This is a genomic window from Streptomyces sp. NPDC049879 (genome assembly GCF_044461265.1).
In the GTDB taxonomy this organism is placed as follows: Bacteria; Actinomycetota; Actinomycetes; order Streptomycetales; family Streptomycetaceae; genus Streptomyces.
The window spans coordinates 120,385-143,489 of record NZ_JBITKT010000011.1 but is presented as its reverse complement, the minus strand read 5'-3'; the positions used below and the strand labels follow the sequence as shown (position 1 = coordinate 143,489).

Below are 23,105 nucleotides of genomic sequence, written 5' to 3'. Positions count from 1 at the left end.
GCCCGGGGTCGGACGCGTCACCTCTTCTCCCCCGGCAATCCTCGGATTTCCCTATCGTCCGCACAAAGCGGCGTCCCCGGCGCCCGTGGGGCGTACGGAGTTGTCGCCGCCCCATTCGGGATCGACTTCCGTGTCGGCGCGCAGGGCGGTGAACAGGGAATTGGCGTCCGGCTGGGCCGGGAGGCCGTTGTCCAGGGGCACGGTGAGGAAGCGGAGGCCGTCGTCCGGAACGGCCCGGACCTGGCGGACGAGTTCGTACAGTTCGACAAGGGAGTCGAGTTCTGTGTCGGATGTGATGGACGAGGTGAGTGCGTCAAGGACCGGCAAAAGTTTCGCGGGGTTGAGCAGGACGCCGCTGCTGGAGACTTTGCGGGCGAGGGCGTCGAGTGTGCAGGTCCTGACGCCGCCCACCGCGTCCGCGACCTTCCGCAGGGCGGTGAAATCGACGATCAGATGATGATCGATGCGGATTCCCGTGAGGCGTTCCAGGGTGCGGATGGCGCAGGCCGTGCCGCCGCTCTCGAAGGAGAGGGCGAGCGGGCCGCGGCGGGCGGCGAGGTCCGTGCCGTCGGCGCCCGTGCAGGCGGGGATCTGGGTCGTCAGGTCGCGGGGGACGCCGAGCGCGGTGGCGCTGCGGCCGTCGCCCGCGAGATGCAGGAGGACCAGGGACTCGGCGCGGCGGGGGGAGCCGTCGGGTGTCGCGTCGGACCGGATCAGCAGGACGTTCTCGGCCTTGCCGGGGGCGCGGGCGGGGCGTTCCGCGCGGTGCCGGTCCAGCTCACGGGCGGTGGTGGTGTCGGTGGTGAGCCTGCCGTCGAACCCGCGCAGGGACAGCCAGCCGACCAGCGCGCCGGCGAGCACCAGGACCGCCGCCCCCAGCGCGATCCAGCGCAGGCCGCGCGGACGTCGCCGCCGCGGTGGCTCAGGCGGCTCGGCCGCTGGTCCGGCGGGCGGGTGGTAGGCAGGTTGTCGCGGCACCCTCATGGGGACGATCCTGCGGGCGCCGCCGCCGGGCGGCCACTGTCACTCGGCGAAGTGGGTGACGCGCTCACTCTCCCGCCGGGCGGCCCTGGCGGCGGCGTCGAGGTGGTCGGCGTTGCGGCACAGGACGAGGGACGAGCCGGCGGCGAGCGGGGCGAAGAGACCGGCGGACAGTCCGGGCCAGGTGCCGTAGCCGGCCTGGGAGAGGAGGCGGCTGCCGGGGCCGAGGCCACGCTCGGCGGCGTCGGCGTGCGCCAGCGCGAGGACCTGGGCGCCGGTGAGGTCGCGGCCGCCGACGCTCAGGGCGACGTCGTCGGGCCCCGGGGGGTCGTACGCGTCGAAGGCGTCCGGCTGGGCGGGGACGGCGACGGCGTAGTCCGTGAAACCGGCCGGGGGGTCGGTGAAGCGGGCGCCGAGGGGGCGGAGGCTGAGGGCGACGCGCTCGCCCGCGCAGGCGCGGGCATCGGCGAGCCGGTCGGGGCCCGAGACGACCAGGTCGGCGTCGCGCGGGTCGCCGTCGACGTCGGCGATGACGCCGGTGGCGGCGCAGGCGAGGAGCCAGGCGGCGGTCTGCCAGTGGGCCGGGAGGAGGAGGGCGAGGCGGTCGCCGCGTGCCGCGGACAGCTCGTCCTGGAGGAGGTTGGCGGTCTTGGCCACCCAGTTGGCGAGGGTGGTGGCGGACAGTTCGACGCGCTCGCCGGTGGCGTCGTCGTAGTACGTCAGCAGCGGGCGCGCGGGGTCGGCGGCGAGCGCTGAACGCAGGAGGTCGGCGGGAACGCGTTCGGTGGAATTCATCGCCGTCAGCGTAGCCGCGGGCACCGGCGGCCCGCGGGGGCGGTACGGAACCTCTTTCGGGCTACAGCGGGAAAACTCCCTTGACCTGCGACGAGCAGCGACGGTTACTCTGTGTAGCGAGAGGAGTACGCCATGAATAGACAGATTTGCCGCTTGTACGCAAGATCAGCTGTATGCGTGCATTCACTGCTTCCTCCTTCGCCGCCTCCCGGTTCGCCTCGCCCTTCATGGCGACCGTCGGGGCCGCCTGCTCGGCCGCCCTGGCGGTGCCCCTCGTCCTCCTGCCCGGTGGTGCCGCCCAGGCGGCGGACGTCCCGGCGGGCGGTCTCCAGTCCCTGCCCCTCCAGCCGCTCAGGGGCCTCCAGCCACTCGACGCGGGCGGTGGTGAGGCCGGTGACCCGGCGGAGAGCGCGGCGGGCGGGTCCGGCTCCGCCGCGGGCCAGGGGCTTCCGGCCACGACCACGGAGCCGTTCTCCCTGCTGGGCATCGTCTGGACCGACGCGGACGCCGAACTGCACGGGCGGGCGCAGGTGAGGACGCGGGCGATCGGCGACGGCGGGACGGACGAGGCGGGCGGGGACGGCGGGAACGGCGGGGGCGGCGGGGAGGAGGAGTGGTCGCCCTGGCGGGAGCTGGAGGCCGACCCCGCCCACACGCCCGACCCGGACTCGGCCGAGGCCGCCGACCCGGGGGTGCGCGGCGGGACCGCCCCGCTGTGGGTCGGCCCTTCGGACGGGGTGCAGGTCCGCGTGCTGCCGGACGACGGGTCGGCGGCGGAGGAGGGCCTGCCGGACGGGCTGCGGCTCGAACTGATCGACACCGGGCAGGACGCGGCGCCCGAGGCGGTCACCCAGCCGCAGGCGGTCGTGCCCGCCGCGGCGGCGGCCGGGGCGCACGAGGGGCCGCGCCCGCCGATCGTCATCCGCTCCGGCTGGGGCGCCGACGAGAGCCTGCGGGAGAGCGGCTTCGCGTACACGGACACCGTCAAGACCGTCTTCGTGCACCACACGGCGGGGACGAACGACTACTCCTGCTCGGAGGCGCCGTCGATCCTGCGCGGCATCTACCGCTACCACGTGGAGAGCCAGGGGTGGCGCGACGTCGGCTACAACTTCTTCGTCGACCGCTGCGGCACCATCTACGAGGGGCGGGCCGGCGGTGTCGCCGAGCCGGTCCAGGGCGCGCACACGCTGGGCTTCAACCACAACAGCATGGGCGTCGCCGTGCTCGGGACCTACTCGAGCACCAAGCCGAACAAGGACATCACCGACAACCTGTCCCTGCTCACCGCGTGGAAGCTCGGCCTGCACGGCGGCGACCCGCAGGGCACCCGCAACCGCACGTCCTCGGGCGGCAAGCACGCGGCGGGCACCACGATCAAGCTGAAGAACGTCTCGGGCCACCGCGACGCGTACAGCACGGACTGCCCCGGCGGCGAGCTGTACGCGTCGCTCGGCACCATCCGCTCCACCGCCGCCCGCCTCCAGGGCAGGTGACCCGGGCGGATAGCCTTGCCGGTCGTGCCGGACCGAAGCTGGGCGCCGCCCGAACCGTACGACCTGCGCCGCAGCCTGCTCGTGCTGCGGCGCGGGCCGTACGACCCGGCGTTCCGTGAGACGCGCGACGGCGCGGTGTGGCGGGCGACGCGGACCCCGCGGGGTCCGGCGACGGTGCGGCTGCTGCCGGGCCGTCCCGTGCGCGCGACGGCCTGGGGGCCGGGCGCCGACTGGGTGCTCGACCGGCTCCCCGCGCTGCTGGGGGCGGACGACGCGCCGGACGCGTTCACCGCGTGCCATCCGCTGGTCGCCGAGGCGCACCGCCGCCACGGCGGGGTGCGGCTGATCAGGACGGGGCTCGTGCTGGAGTCCCTGATCCCGACCGTCCTCGAACAGCGGGTGACCACGGAGGAGGCCTACCGCGCCTGGCGGCTGCTGCTGCGGCGCTTCGGCGAGCCCGCGCCGGGGCCCGGCGGCGAGGCGGCCCCCGAGCTGTGGGTGATGCCGGAGCCGAGGACGTTCGCCCTGCTCCCGTCGTGGGAGTGGCACCGGGCGGGCGTGGACCCGAAGCGTTCGGCCGCGGTGGTCCGCGCCGTACGGCTGGCCGGGCGGATGGAGGAGGCGGCGCGTCTGCCGCTGCCCGCGGCGCTGGCCCGGCTCCAGGCCGTCCCCGGCATCGGCCCGTGGACCGCCGCCGAGACCCTCCAGCGCAGCAACGGCGATCCGGACGCCGTCACCGTGGGCGACCTGCATCTGCCCGGCGTCGTCGGCCACGCCCTGGCCGGGGAGCGCGAGGCCGACGACGCCCGGATGCTGGAGCTGCTGGCTCCCTACGCCGGGCAGCGCTACCGGGCGACGCGGCTGATCCTGCTGTCCGGCGTCCTGCCTGCCCGCCGGGCGCCGCGCCAGCGCCACGCGCGGATCGCCCGGCTCTGACTTGCCCCGGGTCTCCCCCGCGGCCGGACGACGCGTGCGACGTCACGCGGCGGTCCCGACGTTCCGGATGCGCCCGGAGACGCGGTCGCGCTCCTGGGTGAGCCGGTCGAGCCCGCGTCCGATGTGCGTGACGCAGGTCACTTCCTCTGCCCTTGAACCTCACGCCAACGTCAGGTCCTACGTTGGCGGTGCCGCCGGGAACCGCGCGGATCAGCACACCGGCCCCACCCGGGCCGGCCTTGCCGAAAGGGCACGTGGATGAACCTCTCCGGAGCGACGGCGCTGGTGACCGGCGCGAACCGCGGGATCGGACGTCACCTCGCGGCGCAGCTCACCGGGCGCGGCGCCAAGGTGTACGCGACCGCCCGCAGGCCCGGCAGCATCGGCCTCCCGGGCGTCGAGGTCCTCCGGCTCGACGTCACGGACCCGGAGTCCGTCGCGGCCGCCGCCGCGGCGGCACCGGACGTCGATCTGCTGGTGAACAACGCCGGGATCTCCACCGGCACCAACCTCATCGGCAGCGGGACGGACGCCATCGCGCGCGAACTCGACACGCACTTCTGGGGCACCCTCGCCATGGTCCGCGCCTTCGCCCCCGTCCTCGCCGCGAACGGCGGAGGCGCGATCGTGAACATGCTCTCGGCGCTGTCGTGGTTCTCGTACGACGGCAGCAACGCCTACGCGGTGGCCAAGGCGGCGGAGTGGAGCATGACCAACGGCATCCGTCTGGAACTGGCGGAGCAGAAGACCCTCGTCACCGGAGTCGTGCTGGGGGCGGCCGACACCGACATGATGGCGGGCGCCGCCTACGACGGGCCCCTCACCGACCCCGCCGATGTCGCCCGTGCCGTGCTCGACGGCGTGGAGCAGGGGCGCGTCGAAGTCGTCGTCGACGAGTGGAGCGCCCACGTCAAGGCGTCGCTGGCCGCCGACCCCGCCGAGTTCTACGGGCAGGCGCTCGGCTGACGCCACCGAGCCGGGCGGCACCGGCCCGTTCGGCCGCCCCGCGCCGCCGTCCTGGGGGGGCACCTCCCAGGCCTTGCGACGCACCGCGTCCGACAGCGCCGCCCGACCCGACGAGACCCGGACGACGGACCCTAGACGTCCGTGGGGAACGGGCGGCCCGCGCGCAGTGCGGTGATCTCGCGGCGTCGGGCGAGCCGGTGTGTGCGGCGGATCTGCGCCTCCTGGAAGCGGCGCTTGTCCCGCTCGCTGCCCGGCAGGACCGGCGGCACCGGGCGCGGCCTGCCGTCCTCGTCCACCGCGGCGAAGACGAGGTAGGCGGTGGCGACGCGGGTGGCGGGCGCCGCCTCGTTCCACCGCTCGGCGAGGACGAGGGCGCCGATCTCCATCGAGGTCCTGCCGGTCCAGTTGCACTGGGCGCGGACGTGGACGAGGTCGCCGACCCTGACCGGTTCCAGGAAGACCATCTCGTCCATCGCGGCGGTCACCGCCGGGCCGCCGGAGTGGCGCCCGGCCACGGCGCCCGCGGCGTCGTCCACCAGTTTCATGATCACACCGCCGTGGACGGTGCCCAGGAGGTTCACGTCGTTCTGCGTCATGATGTGCGACAGCGTGGTGCGGGACGCGGCGGTGGGTTTTCCGGGCAGGTCCTGTGGCAGATCGGTCATAGGGGTCAGGGTAGGCAGGGGCCTTTGCATCAGCTTCGCCACAGTCCCTGTAGCGCGTTTTTGCCGTACGGCCGACGCGGGGCAGACTCCTCGTTATGAGCGACTGGCCGGACGGGTGGACGGACGAGCAGGGCAACCGCAGCAGATATGGGCGCGGCAGCGCGGACGCACGCCCCGAGGGCGCCCGGGTCATGCCGCACGTCCCGCCTGGCCGGGCGCAGCGCCCGCCGCGCCAGCGGACCCCGTACGACGCGGACCGGGGGAACGGCGCGCCGCAGGGCGGCTCGTACGACTCCGGGTACAGCGACGGGCAGATCTACCGGGGCTCCGGCCACCGGCAGGGCCCGCCGCCCCCCGCGCCGGGACCGCAGCCGCCCGACCACGGCCCGCGGCCGCGCCGCCGCTGGGGCCGGATCGTCGGCTTCTCGGCGCTCGGCCTCGTGCTCGTGCTGCTGGTCACCGGCGTGGGCACGTACTTCTGGGCGGACGGCAAGCTGCGCCGCGAGGTGGACCTCTCGGCCCTTGAGGACCGGCCGGAGGCGGGCGAGGGCACCAATTACCTGATCGTCGGCTCGGACAGCCGCGAGGGCCTGACGCGCGAGCAGCAGCAGGACCTGCACACGGGCAACGCCGAGGGCAAGCGCACGGACACGATGATGCTGCTGCACGTCGGCAGCAACGGGAACACGATGGTGAGCCTGCCGCGTGACTCCTGGGTGACGATCCCCGAGTTCACCGGCTCCGAGAGCGGCAACCGCATACCCGAGCAGCAGCGCAAGCTCAACGCGGCGTACGCGATCGAGGGCCCCTGGCTGCTGGCCCGCACCATCGAGCACAACCTGGACATCCGCATCGACCACTACGTCGAGATCGGCTTCGGCGGCTTCGCCAACGTCGTGGACGCCCTCGGCGGCGTCGAGATGTGCTTCGACGAGCCGATCCAGGACGAGAACTCGGGCGCCGACTTCGCGGCGGGCTGCCAGCAGCTCGACGGCCGGGAGGCCCTCGCGTTCAACCGGCAGCGGTACCAGGAGGCCGAGGGCGACCTCGGCAGGACGCAGAACCAGCAGGAGTTCCTCAGCACGCTGGCCAACCAGGCGGCGTCGCCCTCCACGATCCTCAACCCGTTCCGCCTCTACCCGGTCCTCGGGGCGAGCCTGGACGCGCTGATCGTGGACGAGGACATGTCGCTGTGGGACCTGCGGTCGATGTTCTGGGCCATGCGCGGCGCGCACCGGATGAACATCCCGGTCTCCGACCCCGGCTATGCCACGTCGGAGGGCTCGGCGGTGCTGTGGGACGAGGAGCAGACGGCGCAGCTGATGGACCAGCTGCGCAACGACGAGCGCGTCACCGTGGGCGTGGACGAGTAGCGGCGCGCCCCTCCCCCCGTTCGCCCGGCCGCCCGCCGGGACCGGCAGCGCGCCGGTCCCGGCGGGCGGTCGTGTCACCGGACGCAGAGGCAGAACGGGTGGCCCGCCGGGTCGGCGAAGACGCGCCAGTCGCGGGTGCCGCCGTGGTCGTCCTCCAGGAGCTTCGCGCCGAGGGCGATCACCTGCCGCTCCGCCTCGTCCATCCGGTCGGCGGGCACGTCCAGGTCGAGGTGGAACTGCTGGCCGTGCTCGGTGCCGGGCCACTCGGGCGGCCGGTAGCCCTCGGAGCGCTGGAACGCGAGCTGCCGCCCGTGGGGGCCGTCCAGCTCGACCCACTCGCCGCCGTTGTCGTCCTTGTCCGACACCCGCCAGTCGAGCACGGCGGCGTAGAACGCGGCGAGCGCGCGCGGGTCGGGACAGTCCAGCACGGTCACTCCCATGGTGGCGATGGCCATGTGCGTCTCAGCTCCTCGGTGTCGGCGGCCCGGACGGGCCGTGGGGGTCATCTTCCGTCAGCCTGTCCGGAAACCGCGAGCGCGATACGGGGTCAGCGCGTACGGGCCGCCTCCCGCGCGGCGCGGCGGGCGAGGACGCGGTCGTGCAGCGTGCCCATCTCGCGGAGGGCGGCCTTGCGGTCGCGGGCGGCGAGGCGGTCCACGTACAGCTGCCCGTTCAGGTGGTCCGTCTCGTGCTGGAGGCAGCGGGCGAAGTAGCCGCGGCCCTCGACGACGAGCGGGCGGCCGTCCTTGTCCGCCCCGCGCACGACGGCGCGGCCGGGGCGCGCGAGCGGCACGTACGGTCCCGGCACGGACAGGCAGCCCTCGGGCTCCTCCAGGAGGCTGCGGTCACCGGCGGGCAGGTCGTCGAGCACGGGGTTGGCGATGTGGCCGACGTGGCGGGTGCCCCACTCGTCGGTCATGTCCCAGACGAACAGGCGCAGGTCGACGCCGATCTGGTTGGCGGCGAGCCCCGCGCCCTCGGCGACGTCGAGGGTGGCGAACATGTCGTCGATGAGCGCGGCCAGTTCCGCGCCGCCGAAGTCCGTGACGGGGCGCAGGGCGCGGTGCAGGATCTCCTCGCCGATGACGGTGACGCGCCGCGGTGTGCCGCGGACGGCCTCGGGCGACGGGGCCGGATACCCCTCGACGGGCTGTCCCTGGACGAGTACGGCCATCCCGGCACGCTCCTCACTGCTCGGCGGATGCCCCTGCTTGACGGGCGCTTTGCAAAGTACCAGACTTTGCAAAGTGACCGAAGACGACGAACGGACCCTGGCGCCGCTCCCCCCGCACCCCGTACGCGACGCGCTGCTCCGCCTGTTCGCCGAGCTGGCCACCGTGACCTCGACCGAGGCCGCGCGGCGGCTCGGCGTCAGCTCGGGCCTGTGCTCGTTCCACCTGCGGCAGCTGGCCAGGCACGGGGTGATCGAGGAGGCGCCGCACCGGGGCGGCGGGCGCGTACGGCCCTGGCGGCTGCGGACGGACGCGCCGGACGCGCCTGAGGAGGCCGCCGCGGGCGACGGGACGCTCAACAGGGCGCTGGAGGACGAGAGTTACCGCCACTGGCTGGAGAACCGCGACCGTGCGCCCGGGGAGTGGCGGCGCGACGCGGCGTTCAGCGAGGTCCTGCACCTGACGCCGGACGAGCTGGACGAGGTCGCGGGCGCGCTCCGCGCCGTGCTCGCCCCGTACCGCGACCGGCGGGGGCGGCCGGAGGGCGCCGCTCCGGTCGCGGCCGTGGCGCGTCTGTTCCCCCTCCTGGTAGACCTGCCCCATGGACGCTGACGAACCGGCGCTGCTCCCGCTGCCCGACGGCGGGCGGCGGCCGCCCGTCACCTGCCGCCTGTGCGGGCGGCGGCTGTACGGGCGCGAGGCGCGGATGTGGGGACTCGGCCCGGAGTGCCGGGCGAAGCTGGCGGTGCGCGTGGCGCCGCTGCCGCCGGAGCACCCGGTGGAGCAGGAGACGCTGCCCGGAACCTGACGGAGGCGTGATGCGATGATCAGCTCATGTCTCTGCTTGCCGCCGCGCGCCGCCGTACCCCGCTGCTGCTGATACCGGCGGTCCTGCTCGCCGCCGCGTGCGCGCCCGAACAGACGGACACCCACGCGGCGTCGACGCCGGCGGCCACGCCGAGCCCGCCGGAGCACGGGGACGCCCGGCGTATGGCGCCGGAACCGGATGCCGCGAGCGCCGGGCAGACCTGCCCGCCGGAGGGCGTGCGGCTGACCCCCGGGCTGGTGGACGCGGCCCTGGGCGCGCGTGGCATGCGCGTGACGCTGACGAACTGCGGGACCGAGCCGTACACCGTCGAGGGCTACCCCGTCTTCACCGTGCTCGACGAGGACGCCGCGCTCCTCGACGTCGAGCAGGAGCGGAGCGCCACGGCGGCGGAGCCCCCCGCCGAGGTCGTCGTCCCGCCGGGCGGATCGGCGTACACGGTCCTGGAGTGGCGCAACACGGTGACTGACGTCACGCGCCCGGCCACCCTCGGCACGGAGCTGTCCTTCCTCACCTCCGAGGACGGCGCGACGCAGTCCGTCTTCCCGGACGGCGGCCTCGACCTCGGGACCACCGACCTGCTGAAGGTGACGCCGTGGACGGCCGCGGAGGCGGAGTAGGGACGCCGGCTACTCCACGGGCCGCAGATCCGGCTCCTCCGTCAACCCGCCGTCGTCCTCACAGCCCATCTCACCCGCCAGCGCGAAGGCGGCAGCATGGGCAACCGTCATCATGGCGCTCTCCTGGCCCGTGTCCGCGTACACTCCCCAGCGCGCGACGTCAGTGACGAGTGTGGTGGACCGGCCGTCAGCCGTCGGGACCACGCAGTCGAGGAAGAGCACGGCTCGGTCGGACGACGCATGGGCCTCACGCCCCATGGGATACACCCTGGAGCCCTCGGGAAGATCACCGTCGTCCGTGAGCTGATAGGAACGGGCCGTGCTGTAGGTGATGGTCAACGTCATGATGGAACTGGCCTGCGACTCGTAAACCACGCACATCTCGTACCCACCGTCCCGAAGGCCCTCGTCGGGAACGCCGACCTCCCTCGTGAGTCCTTCGGTGATCTCGCCGAAGCCGGTGGAGGAATGTGCGACATAGGCGGGACTTCCGGTGATCTCCTCAAGAGCCGCCGTCACGCCCGGACCGTCCATCACTCCGCACGCCTCCGAGCGATCCGTCATGGTCGGCGCGGGGGTGCGTGCTTCGCCATTCCGGTCCTCGCCCGAGCAGGCGAGGAGGAAACCGCACAGGAACAGCGCCGCAGCTACACACCTGGAACTTTTCAACCACATCATCCGTTTCGCCCGTCACCCGGTCTGGGGCAGCAGCCCCAGCCGAGCCTGGTTGCCCGTACCCAGCATGTAGCCGGTGTTCATGCTGCCGAACAGGTCCTGTCCCAGGCCGCTGGTGTTGTCGATCCCGTGGCGTTCGAGAAAGGACGAGATCGGTGCGCTCACGTTCTCGTAACCGGCACTGAAAATCCGCGCCCCGGCACTCTGCGTCTCAGCGGAACTGTTCTGCTGGTCGGACCGCGACCACTCCCCGAGCCACTGTCCCATCTGCTCAGTGGCTGCTCCGCTCCCCGCCGTCACAGCGAGAGGAATCAGGATCGCGCCCGCGGCGGCGGGCGGCATGAGGGCCACGGCTCCGGCCACGGCCATCCCCGTCCCGTACCTCAGCCAGCTGGTCCTTTCATCCAGCGCCCGGTTGAACGCCTCGTCCCCTGCGGCGCCTTCGGCCCTCAGCTGGTCGACACGGGCCTGGTCGAGAAAACCCTGGACCTGTGCCCCGATTCCGACGGCACTGCGTGCGCGGCCCTCGTCCACCGAACCGTCAGCGCCCAGCTGATCCTCCAGAAGAGCGGTCGTCAGGACGCGCTCGGCCTGCGAAAGGGTGGCGTAGGAGTCCGGATGCTGCCCGATCGTACTGAGGAACGGCTGGACGTTGTCGCCGAACCTGGCGTGCAAGGGCATGCCGTCCCAGTCGGGGCCGAACAAGCCCACGTTCGGCTGTCCCCCGTCCAGCGCCCAGTTGATGTCATCGACATAGCCTGCCGCCATGGCCCCGAGACTGTCCGCCAGCGCGGAGAGGCGGTGGGAAAGGCCCGGGTCGTGCGCGAAGCGGGCGACGACGTCCTCCATGACGCCCACCGAGGCCTCGGTGCGGGTGATCTCCAACGGTGTCTCGTCCCAGGCGTGGCCGAGGGTTGCGGCCTCCAAAGCGTGGCCGAGGGCGTCCGGCAGGTGGTCGGCGGACCCCTCTGCGGCAGCAGCAGCATCGTGGGTGTTGACGTCGGGGAACTGTGCGTAGCCCTCTTGGAGAAAGTAGTCGATGTAGCCGGAGACCGGGCTGTCCCCGCCGCGCAGGATGCCCGCGTCGCCGTCCGGGTCCACCGTGCCGTCCTCGCGGTACGCGGTCGGGGTGGCCGAGAAGAACTGTGTGGCCGCCTCCGGGCTGTGCCCCAGTGCCTCCAGGACGCCGAGCACCGGGTCGTAGCCCGCGCCGTTCGCGCCCACCGGGTTGAACGGGTGCTCGGGACCGGCGCCGCCCTGTCTGGCGTCGGCGAAACGCAGCGGGTCGTCCGCGTGCAGTTGCACGACGTGCTCGGCGATGGGGGTGAGGAACGCGGGGTCGTACGCGCCGTACCGGAGTATGCCGCCGAGCAACTGGTAGCCGTAGGGCCCCTCGACGGCGTGCGCGGTCAGTGGCAATCGCTCGGTGCCCAGCCGCCGGAGATCCTCGCCGAACGAGGCGGGCAGGTGGTGTCCGTTGTCCGGATCGGTGGCGGTGGCCAGGCCGAGACCGAGGTTGCGTTGCAGCGCCTGCACCTGTTCGAGCCGGTGCTCGTCCACCTCGTAGCCCTCCCCCATGGTGCTCATGCTCAGGGAACCGAAGAGAGTGAGCGTCCCCTCGGCGCCGAGTTGCCGGAACAGCCCTGTGGTGAACTCCGGGGAGTCGCGGTTGTCCGCCAGCAGCTCGTTGAACTGCTCCAGCTCGCGCGACGACATCTGGTCACCCTCCCGGGCGAGCAGCAACGCTTGGGCCAGCTCCTCCTGGTCGAGCGTGGTGTACACGGGGGCGCTGAAGTCGTGCCGGTCCTCGTCGGCTTCGGCCAGCAGCGCGCGGGCCAGCGTGCGGTCCGCGTCGTCGAACCTTTCCACCAGCACGTCCACGCGCCGCTGCATCGCCGCCACGGCCTCCCGTTCGGCCGTGAAGTTGGCGCCGTAGTCGGGGTCGAGCAACTGGCGCGCCGGATCCTCTGTCATCGAGCGCCGCGCGGCGACGGCGCCGGACTCCGAGACCGTCAGCGCGGCGGCCGGGGCATCGATCTCGACGAGTTGGCGCAGTCCGTCCTGCGCCGCCTTCAGAGTGGCGTGGCCGTCGTCGAGGAGCTGCGCCAGTCCCCTGGCAGCCGCGGCCGCGTCACCGAACTCCCGGACGCTCTGCGCCACGAAGGCCCGGGTGACCGAGGCGTTGACACCCTCCCAGCGCGCCTGCTCGGAACGGGCCAGCAGTGTGTCCCGCGCGTCCTGGGCCAGGTCTTCCAGCCTGCCCGCCATGGCCGACCAGTCGTCAAGCGCCGCCTTGAGCCCGCCGAGCGACGCGTGCCACACCTGGGTGAAGGTCAGCGTCATCCGTGCTCACCTCTCACCGGAGAGACGGCGGTCTATCTCCGTGATCGAGAGGGAGGCGGCGATGTCGGCCTCGTCCTGCTGGTGGGCGGCGGCGGAGTGGTCGAGGTGGTTGGAGATGTGCGCGCAGGCGTCCAGCAGCGTCGTCGTCTGGCCGGCCCAGGTCTCCAGGAGGGTCGCCAGGGCGGTGCCGGTGACGAGGCCGTCGGCGGTCAGCCCCGTCGCGGCCTCGGCTGTGGCGGCACGCGCGTGGTCGGCGTCGGTGGCGAGCCGGCCGTGCAGTTCGTACGCCGCCGAGCCGACGCGTCCCAGGTCGTCCTGGTGCACCGACAGGTCCCGCGTGGCGCGTGCCGACTCGGCCTGGATCGCGCGCCACTCGTCGTCGAACGACATGGCTCCCCCTCCGCCCTTCGCGCCGCCCCCGCGGCAATGGCTCTGTCCCCCAGCCCCTGTCCCCCCAGGAGAACTCGACACACGGTACCCATGGCTTCACTTTCTGTCCACGCCCGAACGGGTGACAGCCGCACGGTGTCAGGCGGCGCCGAAGAGGGGGAGGCAGTCCGTCGTCAGGCCGGTGAGGGTGACGGGCACGGTGCGGTGCTTCTCCCAGCGCTCGCGCGACAGGCGCAGGCGGTGTTCGGTGGCCGGTGTGCCGCGTACGACGACCCGCGCGAGGCCGTCGCGCTCGTAGCCCAGCTTCTCCGACACGCGCAGCGAGGCGGCGTTGTGCGTCATCGCGCCCGAGACGGCCTCGGCCGCCCCCAGGCCCGCGAACGCCAGCTCCAGCACGGCGGCCCGCATCTCCGTGCCGAGGCCCTGCCCCTGGTGGGCGCGGCCGAGCCACGAGCCGCTGGCGGCCTGGCGCAGGACGGCGAACCCGTCGGCGCCGAGCGACTGGTAGCCCACGGGCCGGTCGTCCAGGAAGGCGACGAGGCCCATCGACCACGACTCGGGTGTCCACGCGCCCAGTTGACGCCAGTGGTACTGGACGACCGAGCGGGCGCGGTCGGGCGGGGGCAGGTCGGTCCAGGGGACGAGGAAGGGCATCTCGTCCGGGGGATGGACGCCGGGGAGGACGAGGTCGGCGAGGCCGGCCAGCTCCTCGTCCGTGGGAAGGCGGAGCAGCAGACGCGGGGTGCGCAGGCGGATGCCCATAACGGGCCAGTGATCGATCAGCATGGCCCATTCTGTGACCGGTTCCGCGCACCCCGCATCCGATTTCGACCGGGGTGACGGTCAGTTCACATTCGCCGAGAACGAGTTGACGCCGAGGCCCGCGCCGCCCTGCCAGGGCTCGAAACCGGCCTGGACGCTCGTCAGGTACCAGGACGGGTTCGCCAGCCCGCGGCTCACCGTTACGTCCACGAAGTCCATCACGTCGAAGCTGAGCGAGCCGATGGCGGACGGCGCGACGAAGGAGATGACCTGGTTCGCGCCGTTGCTGCCGGTCCAGACCTGCCAGCTGCGGCCGGCCACCGTCGCCGTGCCGGACTGCGACCCGATCGGCTGGATCGGGCCGACGCGGTTGAGCCAGATCATGATCTCGGTCTGGTTGACGCCCGTCCGCTTGGGCGTCGGGTCGAGCCAGATGTCGTACGACGCGTTGTACACGGCGTTGCCGGTGTACTGGTACGAGATGCTGCTCTGCGCGCTGCCGATCGAGCTGATCTGGCGGGGCAGGTTGGTGCCGGGCGAGCAGTTCCCGTAGTGGCAGCCGAAGTAGACGGACGGGTACGACTTGGGCGCGCCGTTGGTGGGCACGCTGCCGTCCGCCTGGGTGATGCGGAAACCGCTGCCCGAGACGTCGATGCACTGCGTCGCGCTCGTGCCCCAGCGGTTGTTCTGGACCGTGTAGCGGCCCTGGATGGTGGTGGAGCCGTACTGGTCGCAGATGACGGCGTCCGCGCCGATGGGCCCGGCGGCCCCGGCGGTCGGCGTGGCGGTCAGCAGGCCCGCGACGGAGGCGACGGCGGCCAGGACCGCGACCACCGCGCCGCGGAACCGGGACCGCGCGCCTCGCGTGCCCGTGAGGACGGATGTGGTGCTCATGTTGCTCCCTTCGGACGGTATGTGCGTTCGGGGGAGCGCTCCCAAGGCGATACCGCCGTGGAATCTAGGGGCAACGGGCACGCACGGCAAGGGGTCGCGCACGCACGGGCGTCACGGCGTGCGCGTCAGGGCGCGGGCGTGGCCGCCGGGGCGGGGGTCTCGCCGGTGGCGCCGCCGTCCGGGCCGTCGCCGGGGCCGCCCCGCCGTCCGCCCATCAGCCGGTTGCCCACCCACATGCACGCCCACAGCCCGACGCCGATCAGCATCAGCCAGCCCGCCACCTCGTAGTCGTCACCGGCGCGGCCGGACAGCGGCGTCGCCAGGTAGACGCAGAGCACGGCGCCGATGACCGGCAGCGCGGTGGGGGCGCGGAAGTGCTTGTGCTCGACGGGGCTGCGGCGCAGCACGAGGACCGCCACGTTGACGATGGCGAAGACGCACAGCAGCAGGAGCGACGTCGTGCCGCCGAGCGCGGCGAGGTCGGCGTACCCGATGAGGAGGAACGCGAGCAGCGTCGTGAACACGATGGCGACCCAGGGGGTGCGCCGCCGGGGCAGGAGGCGGCCGAGCGGCGCGGGGAGCGCGCGTTCGCGGGACATGCCGTACAGCAGGCGGCTGGCCATCAGCATGTTGATCAGCGCCGAGTTGGAGACGGCGAACATCGTGATCCACGCGAAGAGGTCGATGGGGAAGCCGGGGGCACCCGCCTGGACGACCTTCAGCAGCGGGGTGTCGCCCTCGCCGAGGTCGGCCGGGGTGACGAGCGCGACGCTCGCGATGGCGACCAGGACGTAGATGACGCCGGTGACCGTCAGTCCGATGAGCATGATGCGCGGGAACGTGCGGACCGGGTCCTTCGTCTCCTCCGCCATGTTCACCGAGTCCTCGAAGCCGACCATGGCGAAGAACGCGAGGGCGGTCGCCGCGCTGACGGCGCCGAACGCGGTCTCGCCGCCGCCCGTCTCGAACTCGGTGACGCGGCCGAACTCGCCCTGGCCCTGCACGATCGCCCAGACGCCGACGCCGATGACGATCAGCAGCCCGGAGAGTTCGACGGCGGTCAGCGCGACGTTCGCCTTCACGCTCTCGCCGACGCCGCGCAGGTTCACCAGGCTGATGAGGACCATGAACGCGAGGGCGATCGTGAGGGTGACGCGGCCGTGACTGCCGTCCACGTCGAGCGCGGACAGCAGGTTCGCGGCGAACGCCTTGGACGCGCTGGACGCCGAGGTGAGGCCGGACGCCATGACCGCGAAGGTGACGAGGAACGTCAGGAAGTGGATGCCGAACGCGCGGTGGGAGTACGCGGCGGCGCCCCCGGCGCGGGGGTACTTCGTGACGAGTTCCAGATAGCTGGTGGCCGTCAGCATCGCGACGACGAAGGCGCACAGGAAGGGGAGCCAGACCGCCCCGCCCACCTCGGCGGCGACGGTGCCGGTCAGCGCGTAGACGCCGGTGCCGAGGATGTCGCCGATGATGAAGAGCAGGAGGAGGCCAGGGCCCATGACCCGCTTGAGTTCGATCGGTTCCGCCGGTGCCGGCGGGGTGGCTGGATTCCCCATGGTCTCTGGCATGCCCGGACCCTAGCGCACCACACCCGTCACAAAGTGGGAGAAATGGTGCGCTTGTGGTGACTGTCCGTGGCGAGCGGGGGGGCGTCAGGCCGTGGGCCGCCCGAGGGCGCGGTACGTCCAGCCCGCCTTGCGCCACAGCGCCGGGTCGAGGGTGTTGCGCCCGTCGAGGATGCGGCGGGCGGTGACCACCTCGCCCATGGCGGCCGGATCGACCTCGCGGAACTCGCGCCACTCCGTGAGGTGCAGCACGGCGTCGGCCGACTGGGCGGCCTCCAGGGCGGACGAGGCGTAGGCGAGGGTGGGGAAGACGCGGCGGGCGTTCTCGGTGGCCTTGGGGTCGTAGACCGTCACCTGGGCGCCCTGGAGGTGCAGTTGGCCCGCGATGTTGAGGGCGGGCGAGTCGCGGACGTCGTCGGAGTCCGGCTTGAAGGCGGCGCCGAGGACGGCGACGCGCTTGCCGAGCAGCGAGCCGTCGAGCGACTCGCGGGTCAGCTCGACCATGGCGGCGCGGCGGCGCATGTTGATCGCGTCGATCTCGCGGAGGAAGCCGACGGCCTCCGCCGCGCCCAGCTCGCCCGCGCGCGCCATCAGGGCGCGGATGTCCTTGGGGAGGCAGCCGCCGCCGAAGCCGATGCCCGCGCGCAGGAACTTGCGGCCGATGCGGTCGTCGTGCCCCAGCGCCTCGGCGAGCTTCACCACGTCGCCGTCGGCGGTCTCGCAGATCTCGGCCATCGCGTTGATGAAGGAGATCTTGGTGGAGAGGAACGCGTTGGCGGCCGACTTGACCAGCTCGGCGGTGGGCAGGTCGGTGACGAGGAACGGCGATCCGGCGGCGACGGGTGTGGCGTACACCTCGCGCAGGGCCGCCTCGGCGCGCTCGCTGGTCACACCGGCGACGATGCGGTCCGGGCTGAGCGTGTCCTCGACGGCGAAGCCCTCACGGAGGAACTCGGGGTTCCACGCCAGCTCGGCCTCCTCCCCCGCCGGGGCCAGCTCGGCGATGCGCCGGGCGAGGCGGGCGGCGCTGCCGACCGGCACGGTGGACTTGCCGACGACGAGGGCGGGCCGGTCGAGGTGCGGGGCGAGCGCGTCCACGGCGGCGTCGACGTACGACATGTCGCACGCGTATTCGCCGGGCCGCTGGGGGGTGTTGACGCAGATGAAGTGGATGTCGCCGAAGGCGGCCAGGTCCTCGAACGAGGTGGTGAACGACAGGCGCCCGGTGGAGCCCGGGAGTCCGGCGACATGGCGGCCGAGCAGCTCGTCGAGGCCCGGTTCGTAGATCGGCGCGTGTCCTCTGGCCAGCTTCTGGATCTTCTCCGGCACGATGTCGAGGCCGAGGACGTCGAAGCCCAGCTCCGCCATGGCCGCCGCGTGGGTGGCGCCGAGATAGCCGAGGCCGATGACCGTGATCTTCGTCGGGCTGTTCACGGGTCCAGAGCATAGCCCCCGCGACCGACAGCGGGCCGCGAGCACCGGCGCCCGTTGCCCCGGACGGCGACGGTGCGCTTTAGTTACTTAACAGTCGTTAGCATCGCCGCAGCCGTCAGCAAGGAGTTGGGACCCGTGGTCCGAGCCGCAGACTTCGATCTCTACCGCCCCGCCGAGGAGCACGAGATGCTCCGCGAATCGGTCCGCGCGCTGGCCGAGGCGAAGATCGCGCCGTACGCCGCCGAGGTGGACGAGGCGGGCCGCTTCCCGCAGGAGGCGCTGGACGCGCTCGTGGCGAACGACCTGCACGCCGTGCACGTCCCCGAGGAGTACGGCGGCGCGGGCGCGGACGCGCTGGCGACGGTGATCGTCATCGAGGAGGTCGCGCGGGTGTGCGCCTCGTCGTCCCTGATCCCGGCCGTGAACAAGCTGGGCTCCCTGCCGGTGATGCTGTCCGGCTCGCCCGGGCTGCGGGCGAAGTACCTGGCGCCGCTGGCGAAGGGCGACGCGATGTTCTCGTACTGCCTCTCCGAGCCGGACGCGGGCTCGGACGCGGGCGGCATGCGCACGCGCGCGGTGCGCGACGGCGACGCGTACGTGCTCAACGGCGTGAAGCGCTGGATCACCAACGCCGGGGTGTCCGAGTACTACACGGTGATGGCCGTCACCGACCCCGACAAGCGCACGCGCGGCGGGATCTCGGCGTTCGTCGTGGAGAAGGGCGACGAGGGCGTGTCGTTCGGCGCGCCGGAGAAGAAGCTCGGCATCAAGGGCTCGCCGACGCGCGAGGTGTACCTCGACAACGTGCGCGTCCCCGCCGACCGGATGATCGGCGAGGAGGGCACCGGCTTCGCCACCGCCATGCGGACGCTCGACCACACCCGGATCACCATCGCAGCGCAGGCGCTCGGCATCGCGCAGGGCGCGCTGGACTACGCGAAGGGGTACGTGCGGGAGCGCAAGCAGTTCGGAAAGCCCGTGGGGGACTTCCAGGGCGTGCAGTTCATGCTGGCCGACATGGCGATGAAGCTGGAGGCGGCGCGGCAGCTCACGTACGCCGCGGCGGCGCGGTCGGAGCGGGGCGACAGCGATCTGACGTTCTTCGGCGCGGCGGCCAAGTGCTACGCGTCGGACGCCGCGATGGAGATCACCACCGACGCGGTGCAGCTCCTCGGCGGCTACGGCTACACGCGGGACTACCCGGTCGAGCGCATGATGCGGGACGCGAAGATCACACAAATTTACGAGGGCACGAACCAGGTCCAGCGGATCGTCATGGCCCGCAACCTGCCCTGACCCCCCCGCGCGGCGCGGCGGGGGCCGTACGGGCTCCCCGCCGCGCGCCGCCGTCACACCGCGCCGTCCTCCGCGGCGGGGGCGGCCCGCCGTTCCAGGAGCGCGGCGATGCCGTCGAGGACGAAGCGCAGGTTGTAGAGGAAGTCCTCCTCGGCCGAGGAGCGGTCGTCGGCGAAGACGCCCGACCTCACCAGGCGCGACAGGGCCGGATAGGCCGGGTCGTGCACCACCGTCTCCAGCATCCGCTGGTACGCCTCGCCCCACTCCATGTAGTCCATGCCCGTGCGCGGGGTGGCGCGGAGCATGGAGACCTCCTGGCGCACCTCGCTGAGGACGAAGCCGGAGACGACCATCAGCACGCCGAGCTTCGTCTCCTCGCTCATCGGCGTGTCCGACAGCGAGGCGAGCAGGACCTCCATCCACGCGATGTTGTTGGGCCCCATCGGGGGGCCGCTGATAGGGATGTCGATCATCCAGGGCCGCGCGACCATGAGGCGGCGCACGTCCTTGCCGTAGGCGAGCAGGCGGCCGTACCAGTCGTCGGGCCAGCCACTGGTGTCGGGCCGCCCGGTGCCCATCTCGAACATGAGGTCGAGCAGGTCGTCCTTGCCCGGCACGTAGCGGTAGAGCGACATCGTCGTGACGCCCACCTTCTGCGCGACCTTGCGCATCGACACGCCGTCGATGCCCTCGGCGTCCGCGATCTCGATGGCCGCGCCGACGATCTGGTCCAGGGTGAGGCTGCCGCGCGGGCCGCGCGTCCCGGGGCGCTGCCGCCGCCAGAGCAGGTCGAGCAGGTATTGCGGGTCCCGTCCGCCGCCTTTCGGCTCGGTGGCCATGCCCGTTCTCCCGTTCCCTCGGTCCGGCCCGCCCGCCGGTTGACGTCATCCTAGAACTGTGTATGGTGTACAACGAAATCTACAGTGTAAACAGTTTGCGCTGTAGAGAGTTCCTTGTACTCAGGGGGTTCCCCATGGCAGACCTCGCCATAGCGGCCGACGGGCTGCGGAAACGGTTCGGCGACCCGGGCGGCGGCGGCAAGCTGGCGCTGGACGGCTTCGGCCTGACCGTGCCCGCAGGAACGGTCCACGGGCTGCTCGGCCCGAACGGCGCGGGCAAGACCACCGCCGTCCGCGCGCTCACGACACTGCTGCGCTACGACGAGGGCCGCGCCGAGATCTGCGGCCTCGACGTCGCGCGGCGACCGGACGAGGTACGCGGCCTCATCGGGCTCACCGGGCAGTACGCGGCCGTGGACGAGCAGCTCAGCGGACGGCAGAACCTCGTCATGTTCGGCACCTTCCACGGCCTCGGCCGGCGCGGGGCGCGGCGGCGGGCGGACGAGCTGCTGGAGCGGTTCGGCCTCACCGAGGCGGCCGGGCGCAACGCGGGGCAGTACTCGGGCGGCATGCGCAGGCGTCTCGACCTCGCGGCGAGCATGGTGCGCGTACCGCGCGTCCTCTTCCTGGACGAGCCCACCACCGGGCTCGACCCCCGCAGCCGCAACCAGGTGTGGGACGCGGTCAGGTCCCTCGTCGCAGGGGGGACGACCGTCCTGCTGACCACGCAGTACCTGGAGGAGGCCGACCAGCTGGCGGACCGCATCTCCGTGATCGACGCCGGGCGGATCGCGGCGGAGGGCACGGCGGACGACCTGAAGGCGCGGCTCGGCGGCGCACGGATCGAGGTCGTCGTGCGCGACTTCGCCGACCTGGCGGGCGTGACGCAGCTGCTCGCCGGGGTGGCCGGGCCGGGGGCGCGGCCGGAGTCGGACCCCGACACGCGGCGGGCGTCCGTACCCGTCAGCGATCACGTGGCGGCGCTCACCGGAGTGGCGCGGGCGCTGCACGAGGCAGGCATCACGGTGGAGGACATCGGCACACGGCGGCCGACGCTGGACGAGGCGTTCCTGCACCTCACCGGACACACCACGGACGCCGGGAAGGAGCGTGCCGCATGAGCGCGGACACGGTGCACGAGGGGTACGCCCCGGCGCGGCGGCGGGGGCTCGTCGCGGACAGCCTGACGATGACGCGGCGGCACATGGCGCACCTCGTGCGGGTCCCCGAGGAGGCGGTGCTGTACTTCGTGCTGCCGATCATGTTCGTGCTGGTCTTCGGCTACGTCTTCGGCAGCGGCATGTCGGTCGCGGGCGGCGGGAACTACCGGGAGTTCCTGGTGCCCGGCGTCTTCGCGATGACGATGCTGTACGGCATGGGCGCGAGCGGCACCGCCATCGCCGTGGACGTGCGGCGCGGTGTCGTGGACCGCTTCCGCTCGATGCCGATCGCCCGCCCCGCTCTGCTGATGGGCCGGTGCACGGCCGACCTGCTGCGCGCGCTGGTGGAACTGGTGGTCGTCCTGGTGTGCGGCCTGCTGGTCGGCTGGGACTGGCACCGGGGCATCGGGCGCGCGGCGCTGGCCCTGCTGCTCGTGCTCCTGCTGCGCGTGGCCATCACCTGGATCGGCATCTACCTGGGCCTGGTGGTGCGCAACGAGGAGGCCGTGGGCGGCATCGTCTTCCCGCTGGCCTTCCCGCTGACCGCGGTGTCCAACGTCTTCACCTCCCCCGAGCTGATGCCCGGCTGGCTCGGCACCGTCTCGGAGTGGAATCCGCTGTCCGCGACCGTCACCGCGCTGCGCGACCTGTTCGGCAACCCCGGCGTCAGCGGCGGCGGCTGGGCGTCGGACAACGCGCTGCTGCTCGCCGTGGCGTGGCCGGTCGTGCTGACGGCGGTCTTCGCGCCGCTGGCCGTACGCCGCTACCAGGCGCTCAGCCGCTGACCCGGCCGGGGGACGGCGCGCGGGGGGCAGGGCCCGGGGAACCGGGTCCTGCCCCCCGCGCGTGTGGGGACGGGGTGGGCCGTCAGGCGGTCACGCCGTGCTGCGCCAGGTAGGCGATCGGGTCGATGTCCGAGCCGTAGTCGGGGCCGGTGCGCACCTCGAAGTGCAGGTGCGGGCCGGTGGAGTTCCCGGTGGAGCCGGACAGGCCGATCTGCTGGCCCGTGGAGACGGTCTGGCCGACGCTGACGGAGATCGACGACAGGTGGGCGTACTGGCTGTAGTGGCCGTCGGCGTGCCTGATGACGACCTGGTTGCCGTACGAGCCGCCGGAACCGGCCGTGATGACCTCGCCGTCCGTGATGGCGGCGACCGGCGTACCGCTGCCGACCGGGAAGTCGGCGCCGGTGTGGTGCCCGGAGGCCCACAGGGACCCGGCCGTGCCGTAGCCGCTGCCGTGGACGCCCGCGACGGGGGCGACGTACGAGCCGGTCGCGGGCTGCGCGGCGGGCGCCTCGGCGGGCGCGGGGGCGGCGGCCTGGGCGGTGACGGAGATGCCGTCGAGCGTCAGGGTCTCGCCCGGGTGGATCAGGCCCGGGTCGGTGCCGACGACGTCCTTGTTGGCGCCGTACAGCGCCTCCCAGCCGCCGTCGACGCCCTGGGCGGCGGCAATCTTCACCAGGCTGTCGCCGGGCTGGACCTCGTATGTGTCGGGCGTCGCGGCGTTCGCCCCGCCCGCCGCGACGAGGGGCAGGGCCACGCCGGCGCCGCCGGCGGTGAGCAGCAGGGAGACGCGGGAGATGCGGCCGGCTCGCCGGCGACGGTGACGTCCGTGTGCGGGCATGCGTGTGCTCCTCTCCGACGCCTGCGAGGTCAGCTGTCGGGTTCGGGCCGGAGACTGCCCGGCCGACGGCGTTCCGGGCACACGGATGCCCGGTGCACGGCGTCGGCTTCACCCCGAGCCGGTGCGTCCCCTGGGGTCGGCACCGGCGGAATTGGGTCCCCCGCTCCTGTCACGCGGAAAGCTCTGTGTCCCCGCCTCCGGTGACAGGACTCGGCGTCCGGGGGCGGTGCGCCGCGGAGACGCGGCGCGGCAGAACGTTAAGCCGATGAATTCGGACGGCACAAG

The 23,105-nt window shown here is 72.8% G+C and carries 23 protein-coding genes, 1 pseudogene and 1 riboswitch; of the genes and pseudogenes, 10 read left to right on the top strand and 14 right to left on the bottom strand.

Annotated elements, in window-relative coordinates; translation table 11 throughout:
- Positions 1-51: 51 nt before the first annotated feature.
- Both ACIBPC_RS29725 and ACIBPC_RS29720 read right to left on the bottom strand, forming a co-directional pair.
- The gene (locus tag ACIBPC_RS29725; protein WP_362957739.1) at positions 52-984 is read right to left on the bottom strand and encodes an LCP family protein; all 933 of its coding nucleotides are present in this window, start codon (positions 982-984) and stop codon (positions 52-54) included.
- A 39-nt stretch (positions 985-1,023) separates the two neighbouring features.
- Positions 1,024-1,776: a TIGR03089 family protein gene (locus tag ACIBPC_RS29720; protein WP_398848944.1), complete on the bottom strand. Its 753-nt coding sequence runs from the start codon at positions 1,774-1,776 to the stop codon at positions 1,024-1,026.
- Positions 1,777-1,949: 173 nt separating this feature from the next.
- Here ACIBPC_RS29720 and ACIBPC_RS29715 point away from each other — a divergent pair, with 173 nt between their 5' ends.
- The 3 genes from ACIBPC_RS29715 to ACIBPC_RS29705 all read left to right on the top strand — a co-directional run bounded on the left by ACIBPC_RS29715 (position 1,950) and on the right by ACIBPC_RS29705 (position 5,174).
- On the top strand, positions 1,950-3,272 hold the full coding sequence (locus ACIBPC_RS29715) for a peptidoglycan recognition protein (protein WP_398848942.1): 1,323 nt from the start codon (positions 1,950-1,952) through the stop codon (positions 3,270-3,272).
- A gap of 15 nt (positions 3,273-3,287) precedes the next feature.
- Positions 3,288-4,208, top strand: a complete 921-nt coding sequence (locus ACIBPC_RS29710; protein ID WP_398848940.1) for a DNA-3-methyladenine glycosylase family protein — start codon at positions 3,288-3,290, stop codon at positions 4,206-4,208.
- A 258-nt stretch (positions 4,209-4,466) separates the two neighbouring features.
- Positions 4,467-5,174, top strand: coding sequence for an SDR family oxidoreductase (locus ACIBPC_RS29705; RefSeq protein WP_398848938.1), 708 nt, complete (start codon positions 4,467-4,469; stop codon positions 5,172-5,174).
- A gap of 131 nt (positions 5,175-5,305) precedes the next feature.
- Here ACIBPC_RS29705 and ACIBPC_RS29700 read toward each other — a convergent pair whose 3' ends face one another.
- Positions 5,306-5,839, bottom strand: a complete 534-nt coding sequence (locus tag ACIBPC_RS29700) for an acyl-CoA thioesterase (protein ID WP_362957758.1) — start codon at positions 5,837-5,839, stop codon at positions 5,306-5,308.
- 95 nt (positions 5,840-5,934) lie between these two features.
- Between ACIBPC_RS29700 and ACIBPC_RS29695 the strand changes: the two genes are divergently transcribed.
- Complete coding sequence (locus ACIBPC_RS29695; RefSeq protein WP_398848936.1) at positions 5,935-7,212, top strand: LCP family protein; 1,278 nt, start codon at positions 5,935-5,937, stop codon at positions 7,210-7,212.
- A gap of 74 nt (positions 7,213-7,286) precedes the next feature.
- On the opposite strand, the gene ACIBPC_RS29690 is transcribed toward ACIBPC_RS29695, so the two are convergent.
- Both ACIBPC_RS29690 and def read right to left on the bottom strand, forming a co-directional pair.
- On the bottom strand, positions 7,287-7,667 hold the full coding sequence (locus ACIBPC_RS29690) for a VOC family protein (protein WP_398848934.1): 381 nt from the start codon (positions 7,665-7,667) through the stop codon (positions 7,287-7,289).
- A 92-nt stretch (positions 7,668-7,759) separates the two neighbouring features.
- Positions 7,760-8,386: a peptide deformylase gene (gene def, locus ACIBPC_RS29685; protein ID WP_398848932.1), complete on the bottom strand. Its 627-nt coding sequence runs from the start codon at positions 8,384-8,386 to the stop codon at positions 7,760-7,762.
- Between the two features lie 73 nt (positions 8,387-8,459).
- Here def and ACIBPC_RS29680 point away from each other — a divergent pair, with 73 nt between their 5' ends.
- Genes ACIBPC_RS29680 through ACIBPC_RS29670 form a run of 3 tightly spaced genes read left to right on the top strand, consistent with a single transcriptional unit; the run spans position 8,460 to position 9,830 of the window.
- Positions 8,460-8,996 carry a winged helix-turn-helix domain-containing protein gene (locus ACIBPC_RS29680; RefSeq protein WP_398848930.1) on the top strand — a complete coding sequence of 179 codons (537 nt, stop codon included), beginning with the start codon at positions 8,460-8,462 and terminating at the stop codon, positions 8,994-8,996.
- Positions 8,986-9,192 (top strand): DUF6011 domain-containing protein, encoded by a 207-nt coding sequence (locus ACIBPC_RS29675; protein WP_362957772.1) that lies wholly within the window; start codon positions 8,986-8,988, stop codon positions 9,190-9,192. The genes ACIBPC_RS29680 and ACIBPC_RS29675 overlap by 11 nt, the downstream gene beginning before the upstream one ends.
- A 26-nt stretch (positions 9,193-9,218) precedes the next feature.
- Complete coding sequence (locus tag ACIBPC_RS29670; protein WP_398848927.1) at positions 9,219-9,830, top strand: DUF4232 domain-containing protein; 612 nt, start codon at positions 9,219-9,221, stop codon at positions 9,828-9,830.
- A 9-nt stretch (positions 9,831-9,839) separates the two neighbouring features.
- On the opposite strand, the gene ACIBPC_RS29665 is transcribed toward ACIBPC_RS29670, so the two are convergent.
- The 7 genes and pseudogenes from ACIBPC_RS29665 to ACIBPC_RS29635 all read right to left on the bottom strand — a co-directional run bounded on the left by ACIBPC_RS29665 (position 9,840) and on the right by ACIBPC_RS29635 (position 17,899).
- Positions 9,840-10,508 (bottom strand): hypothetical protein, encoded by a 669-nt coding sequence (locus tag ACIBPC_RS29665; RefSeq protein WP_398848925.1) that lies wholly within the window; start codon positions 10,506-10,508, stop codon positions 9,840-9,842.
- A 12-nt stretch (positions 10,509-10,520) separates the two neighbouring features.
- A complete protein-coding gene (locus ACIBPC_RS29660) occupies positions 10,521-12,848 on the bottom strand; it encodes a hypothetical protein (protein WP_398848924.1) in 2,328 nt (775 codons plus the stop codon).
- Between the two features lie 6 nt (positions 12,849-12,854).
- Complete coding sequence (locus ACIBPC_RS29655) at positions 12,855-13,238, bottom strand: hypothetical protein (protein WP_398848922.1); 384 nt, start codon at positions 13,236-13,238, stop codon at positions 12,855-12,857.
- Positions 13,239-13,376: 138 nt separating this feature from the next.
- Positions 13,377-14,024 carry a GNAT family N-acetyltransferase gene (locus ACIBPC_RS29650; RefSeq protein ID WP_398848920.1) on the bottom strand — a complete coding sequence of 216 codons (648 nt, stop codon included), beginning with the start codon at positions 14,022-14,024 and terminating at the stop codon, positions 13,377-13,379.
- Between the two features lie 60 nt (positions 14,025-14,084).
- Positions 14,085-14,894, bottom strand: a pseudogene (locus tag ACIBPC_RS29645) (glycosyl hydrolase family 5); the annotation flags it as partial.
- A gap of 125 nt (positions 14,895-15,019) precedes the next feature.
- Positions 15,020-16,468: an APC family permease gene (locus ACIBPC_RS29640; protein WP_398848918.1), complete on the bottom strand. Its 1,449-nt coding sequence runs from the start codon at positions 16,466-16,468 to the stop codon at positions 15,020-15,022.
- An 84-nt stretch (positions 16,469-16,552) separates the two neighbouring features.
- On the bottom strand, positions 16,553-17,899 hold the full coding sequence (locus tag ACIBPC_RS29635; protein WP_362957793.1) for a UDP-glucose/GDP-mannose dehydrogenase family protein: 1,347 nt from the start codon (positions 17,897-17,899) through the stop codon (positions 16,553-16,555).
- 135 nt (positions 17,900-18,034) lie between these two features.
- Here ACIBPC_RS29635 and ACIBPC_RS29630 point away from each other — a divergent pair, with 135 nt between their 5' ends.
- Positions 18,035-19,195 (top strand): acyl-CoA dehydrogenase family protein, encoded by a 1,161-nt coding sequence (locus ACIBPC_RS29630; protein WP_398848916.1) that lies wholly within the window; start codon positions 18,035-18,037, stop codon positions 19,193-19,195.
- A gap of 53 nt (positions 19,196-19,248) precedes the next feature.
- Here the strand turns inward: ACIBPC_RS29630 and ACIBPC_RS29625 are convergent, their stop codons facing one another.
- Positions 19,249-20,034: a TetR/AcrR family transcriptional regulator gene (locus ACIBPC_RS29625; RefSeq protein ID WP_398848915.1), complete on the bottom strand. Its 786-nt coding sequence runs from the start codon at positions 20,032-20,034 to the stop codon at positions 19,249-19,251.
- A 134-nt stretch (positions 20,035-20,168) separates the two neighbouring features.
- Between ACIBPC_RS29625 and ACIBPC_RS29620 the strand changes: the two genes are divergently transcribed.
- Positions 20,169-21,155 carry an ATP-binding cassette domain-containing protein gene (locus ACIBPC_RS29620; protein WP_362957802.1) on the top strand — a complete coding sequence of 329 codons (987 nt, stop codon included), beginning with the start codon at positions 20,169-20,171 and terminating at the stop codon, positions 21,153-21,155.
- Positions 21,152-21,979 carry an ABC transporter permease gene (locus ACIBPC_RS29615; protein WP_398848913.1) on the top strand — a complete coding sequence of 276 codons (828 nt, stop codon included), beginning with the start codon at positions 21,152-21,154 and terminating at the stop codon, positions 21,977-21,979. The genes ACIBPC_RS29620 and ACIBPC_RS29615 overlap by 4 nt, the downstream gene beginning before the upstream one ends.
- 82 nt (positions 21,980-22,061) lie before the next feature.
- On the opposite strand, the gene ACIBPC_RS29610 is transcribed toward ACIBPC_RS29615, so the two are convergent.
- Positions 22,062-22,820, bottom strand: coding sequence for a M23 family metallopeptidase (locus ACIBPC_RS29610; protein WP_398848911.1), 759 nt, complete (start codon positions 22,818-22,820; stop codon positions 22,062-22,064).
- 3 nt (positions 22,821-22,823) lie between these two features.
- Positions 22,824-23,013, bottom strand: a riboswitch (cyclic di-AMP (ydaO/yuaA leader).
- Positions 23,014-23,105 lie beyond the last annotated feature (92 nt).

Bases quoted from the DNA above. Each gene is read 5' to 3' on its own strand.
- ACIBPC_RS29725 (WP_362957739.1), bottom strand. From the start codon at position 984: ATGAGGGTGCCGCGACAACCTGCCTACCACCCGCCCGCCGGACCAGCG.
- ACIBPC_RS29720 (WP_398848944.1), bottom strand. From the start codon at position 1,776: ATGAATTCCACCGAACGCGTTCCCGCCGACCTCCTGCGTTCAGCGCTC.
- ACIBPC_RS29715 (WP_398848942.1), top strand. From the start codon at position 1,950: ATGCGTGCATTCACTGCTTCCTCCTTCGCCGCCTCCCGGTTCGCCTCG.
- ACIBPC_RS29705 (WP_398848938.1), top strand. From the start codon at position 4,467: ATGAACCTCTCCGGAGCGACGGCGCTGGTGACCGGCGCGAACCGCGGG.
- ACIBPC_RS29700 (WP_362957758.1), bottom strand. From the start codon at position 5,839: ATGACCGATCTGCCACAGGACCTGCCCGGAAAACCCACCGCCGCGTCC.
- ACIBPC_RS29695 (WP_398848936.1), top strand. From the start codon at position 5,935: ATGAGCGACTGGCCGGACGGGTGGACGGACGAGCAGGGCAACCGCAGC.
- ACIBPC_RS29690 (WP_398848934.1), bottom strand. From the start codon at position 7,667: ATGGCCATCGCCACCATGGGAGTGACCGTGCTGGACTGTCCCGACCCG.
- def (WP_398848932.1), bottom strand. From the start codon at position 8,386: ATGGCCGTACTCGTCCAGGGACAGCCCGTCGAGGGGTATCCGGCCCCG.
- ACIBPC_RS29675 (WP_362957772.1), top strand. From the start codon at position 8,986: ATGGACGCTGACGAACCGGCGCTGCTCCCGCTGCCCGACGGCGGGCGG.
- ACIBPC_RS29670 (WP_398848927.1), top strand. From the start codon at position 9,219: ATGTCTCTGCTTGCCGCCGCGCGCCGCCGTACCCCGCTGCTGCTGATA.
- ACIBPC_RS29665 (WP_398848925.1), bottom strand. From the start codon at position 10,508: ATGATGTGGTTGAAAAGTTCCAGGTGTGTAGCTGCGGCGCTGTTCCTG.
- ACIBPC_RS29660 (WP_398848924.1), bottom strand. From the start codon at position 12,848: ATGACGCTGACCTTCACCCAGGTGTGGCACGCGTCGCTCGGCGGGCTC.
- ACIBPC_RS29655 (WP_398848922.1), bottom strand. From the start codon at position 13,238: ATGTCGTTCGACGACGAGTGGCGCGCGATCCAGGCCGAGTCGGCACGC.
- ACIBPC_RS29650 (WP_398848920.1), bottom strand. From the start codon at position 14,024: ATGCTGATCGATCACTGGCCCGTTATGGGCATCCGCCTGCGCACCCCG.
- ACIBPC_RS29640 (WP_398848918.1), bottom strand. From the start codon at position 16,468: ATGCCAGAGACCATGGGGAATCCAGCCACCCCGCCGGCACCGGCGGAA.
- ACIBPC_RS29625 (WP_398848915.1), bottom strand. From the start codon at position 20,034: ATGGCCACCGAGCCGAAAGGCGGCGGACGGGACCCGCAATACCTGCTC.
- ACIBPC_RS29620 (WP_362957802.1), top strand. From the start codon at position 20,169: ATGGCAGACCTCGCCATAGCGGCCGACGGGCTGCGGAAACGGTTCGGC.
- ACIBPC_RS29615 (WP_398848913.1), top strand. From the start codon at position 21,152: ATGAGCGCGGACACGGTGCACGAGGGGTACGCCCCGGCGCGGCGGCGG.
- ACIBPC_RS29610 (WP_398848911.1), bottom strand. From the start codon at position 22,820: ATGCCCGCACACGGACGTCACCGTCGCCGGCGAGCCGGCCGCATCTCC.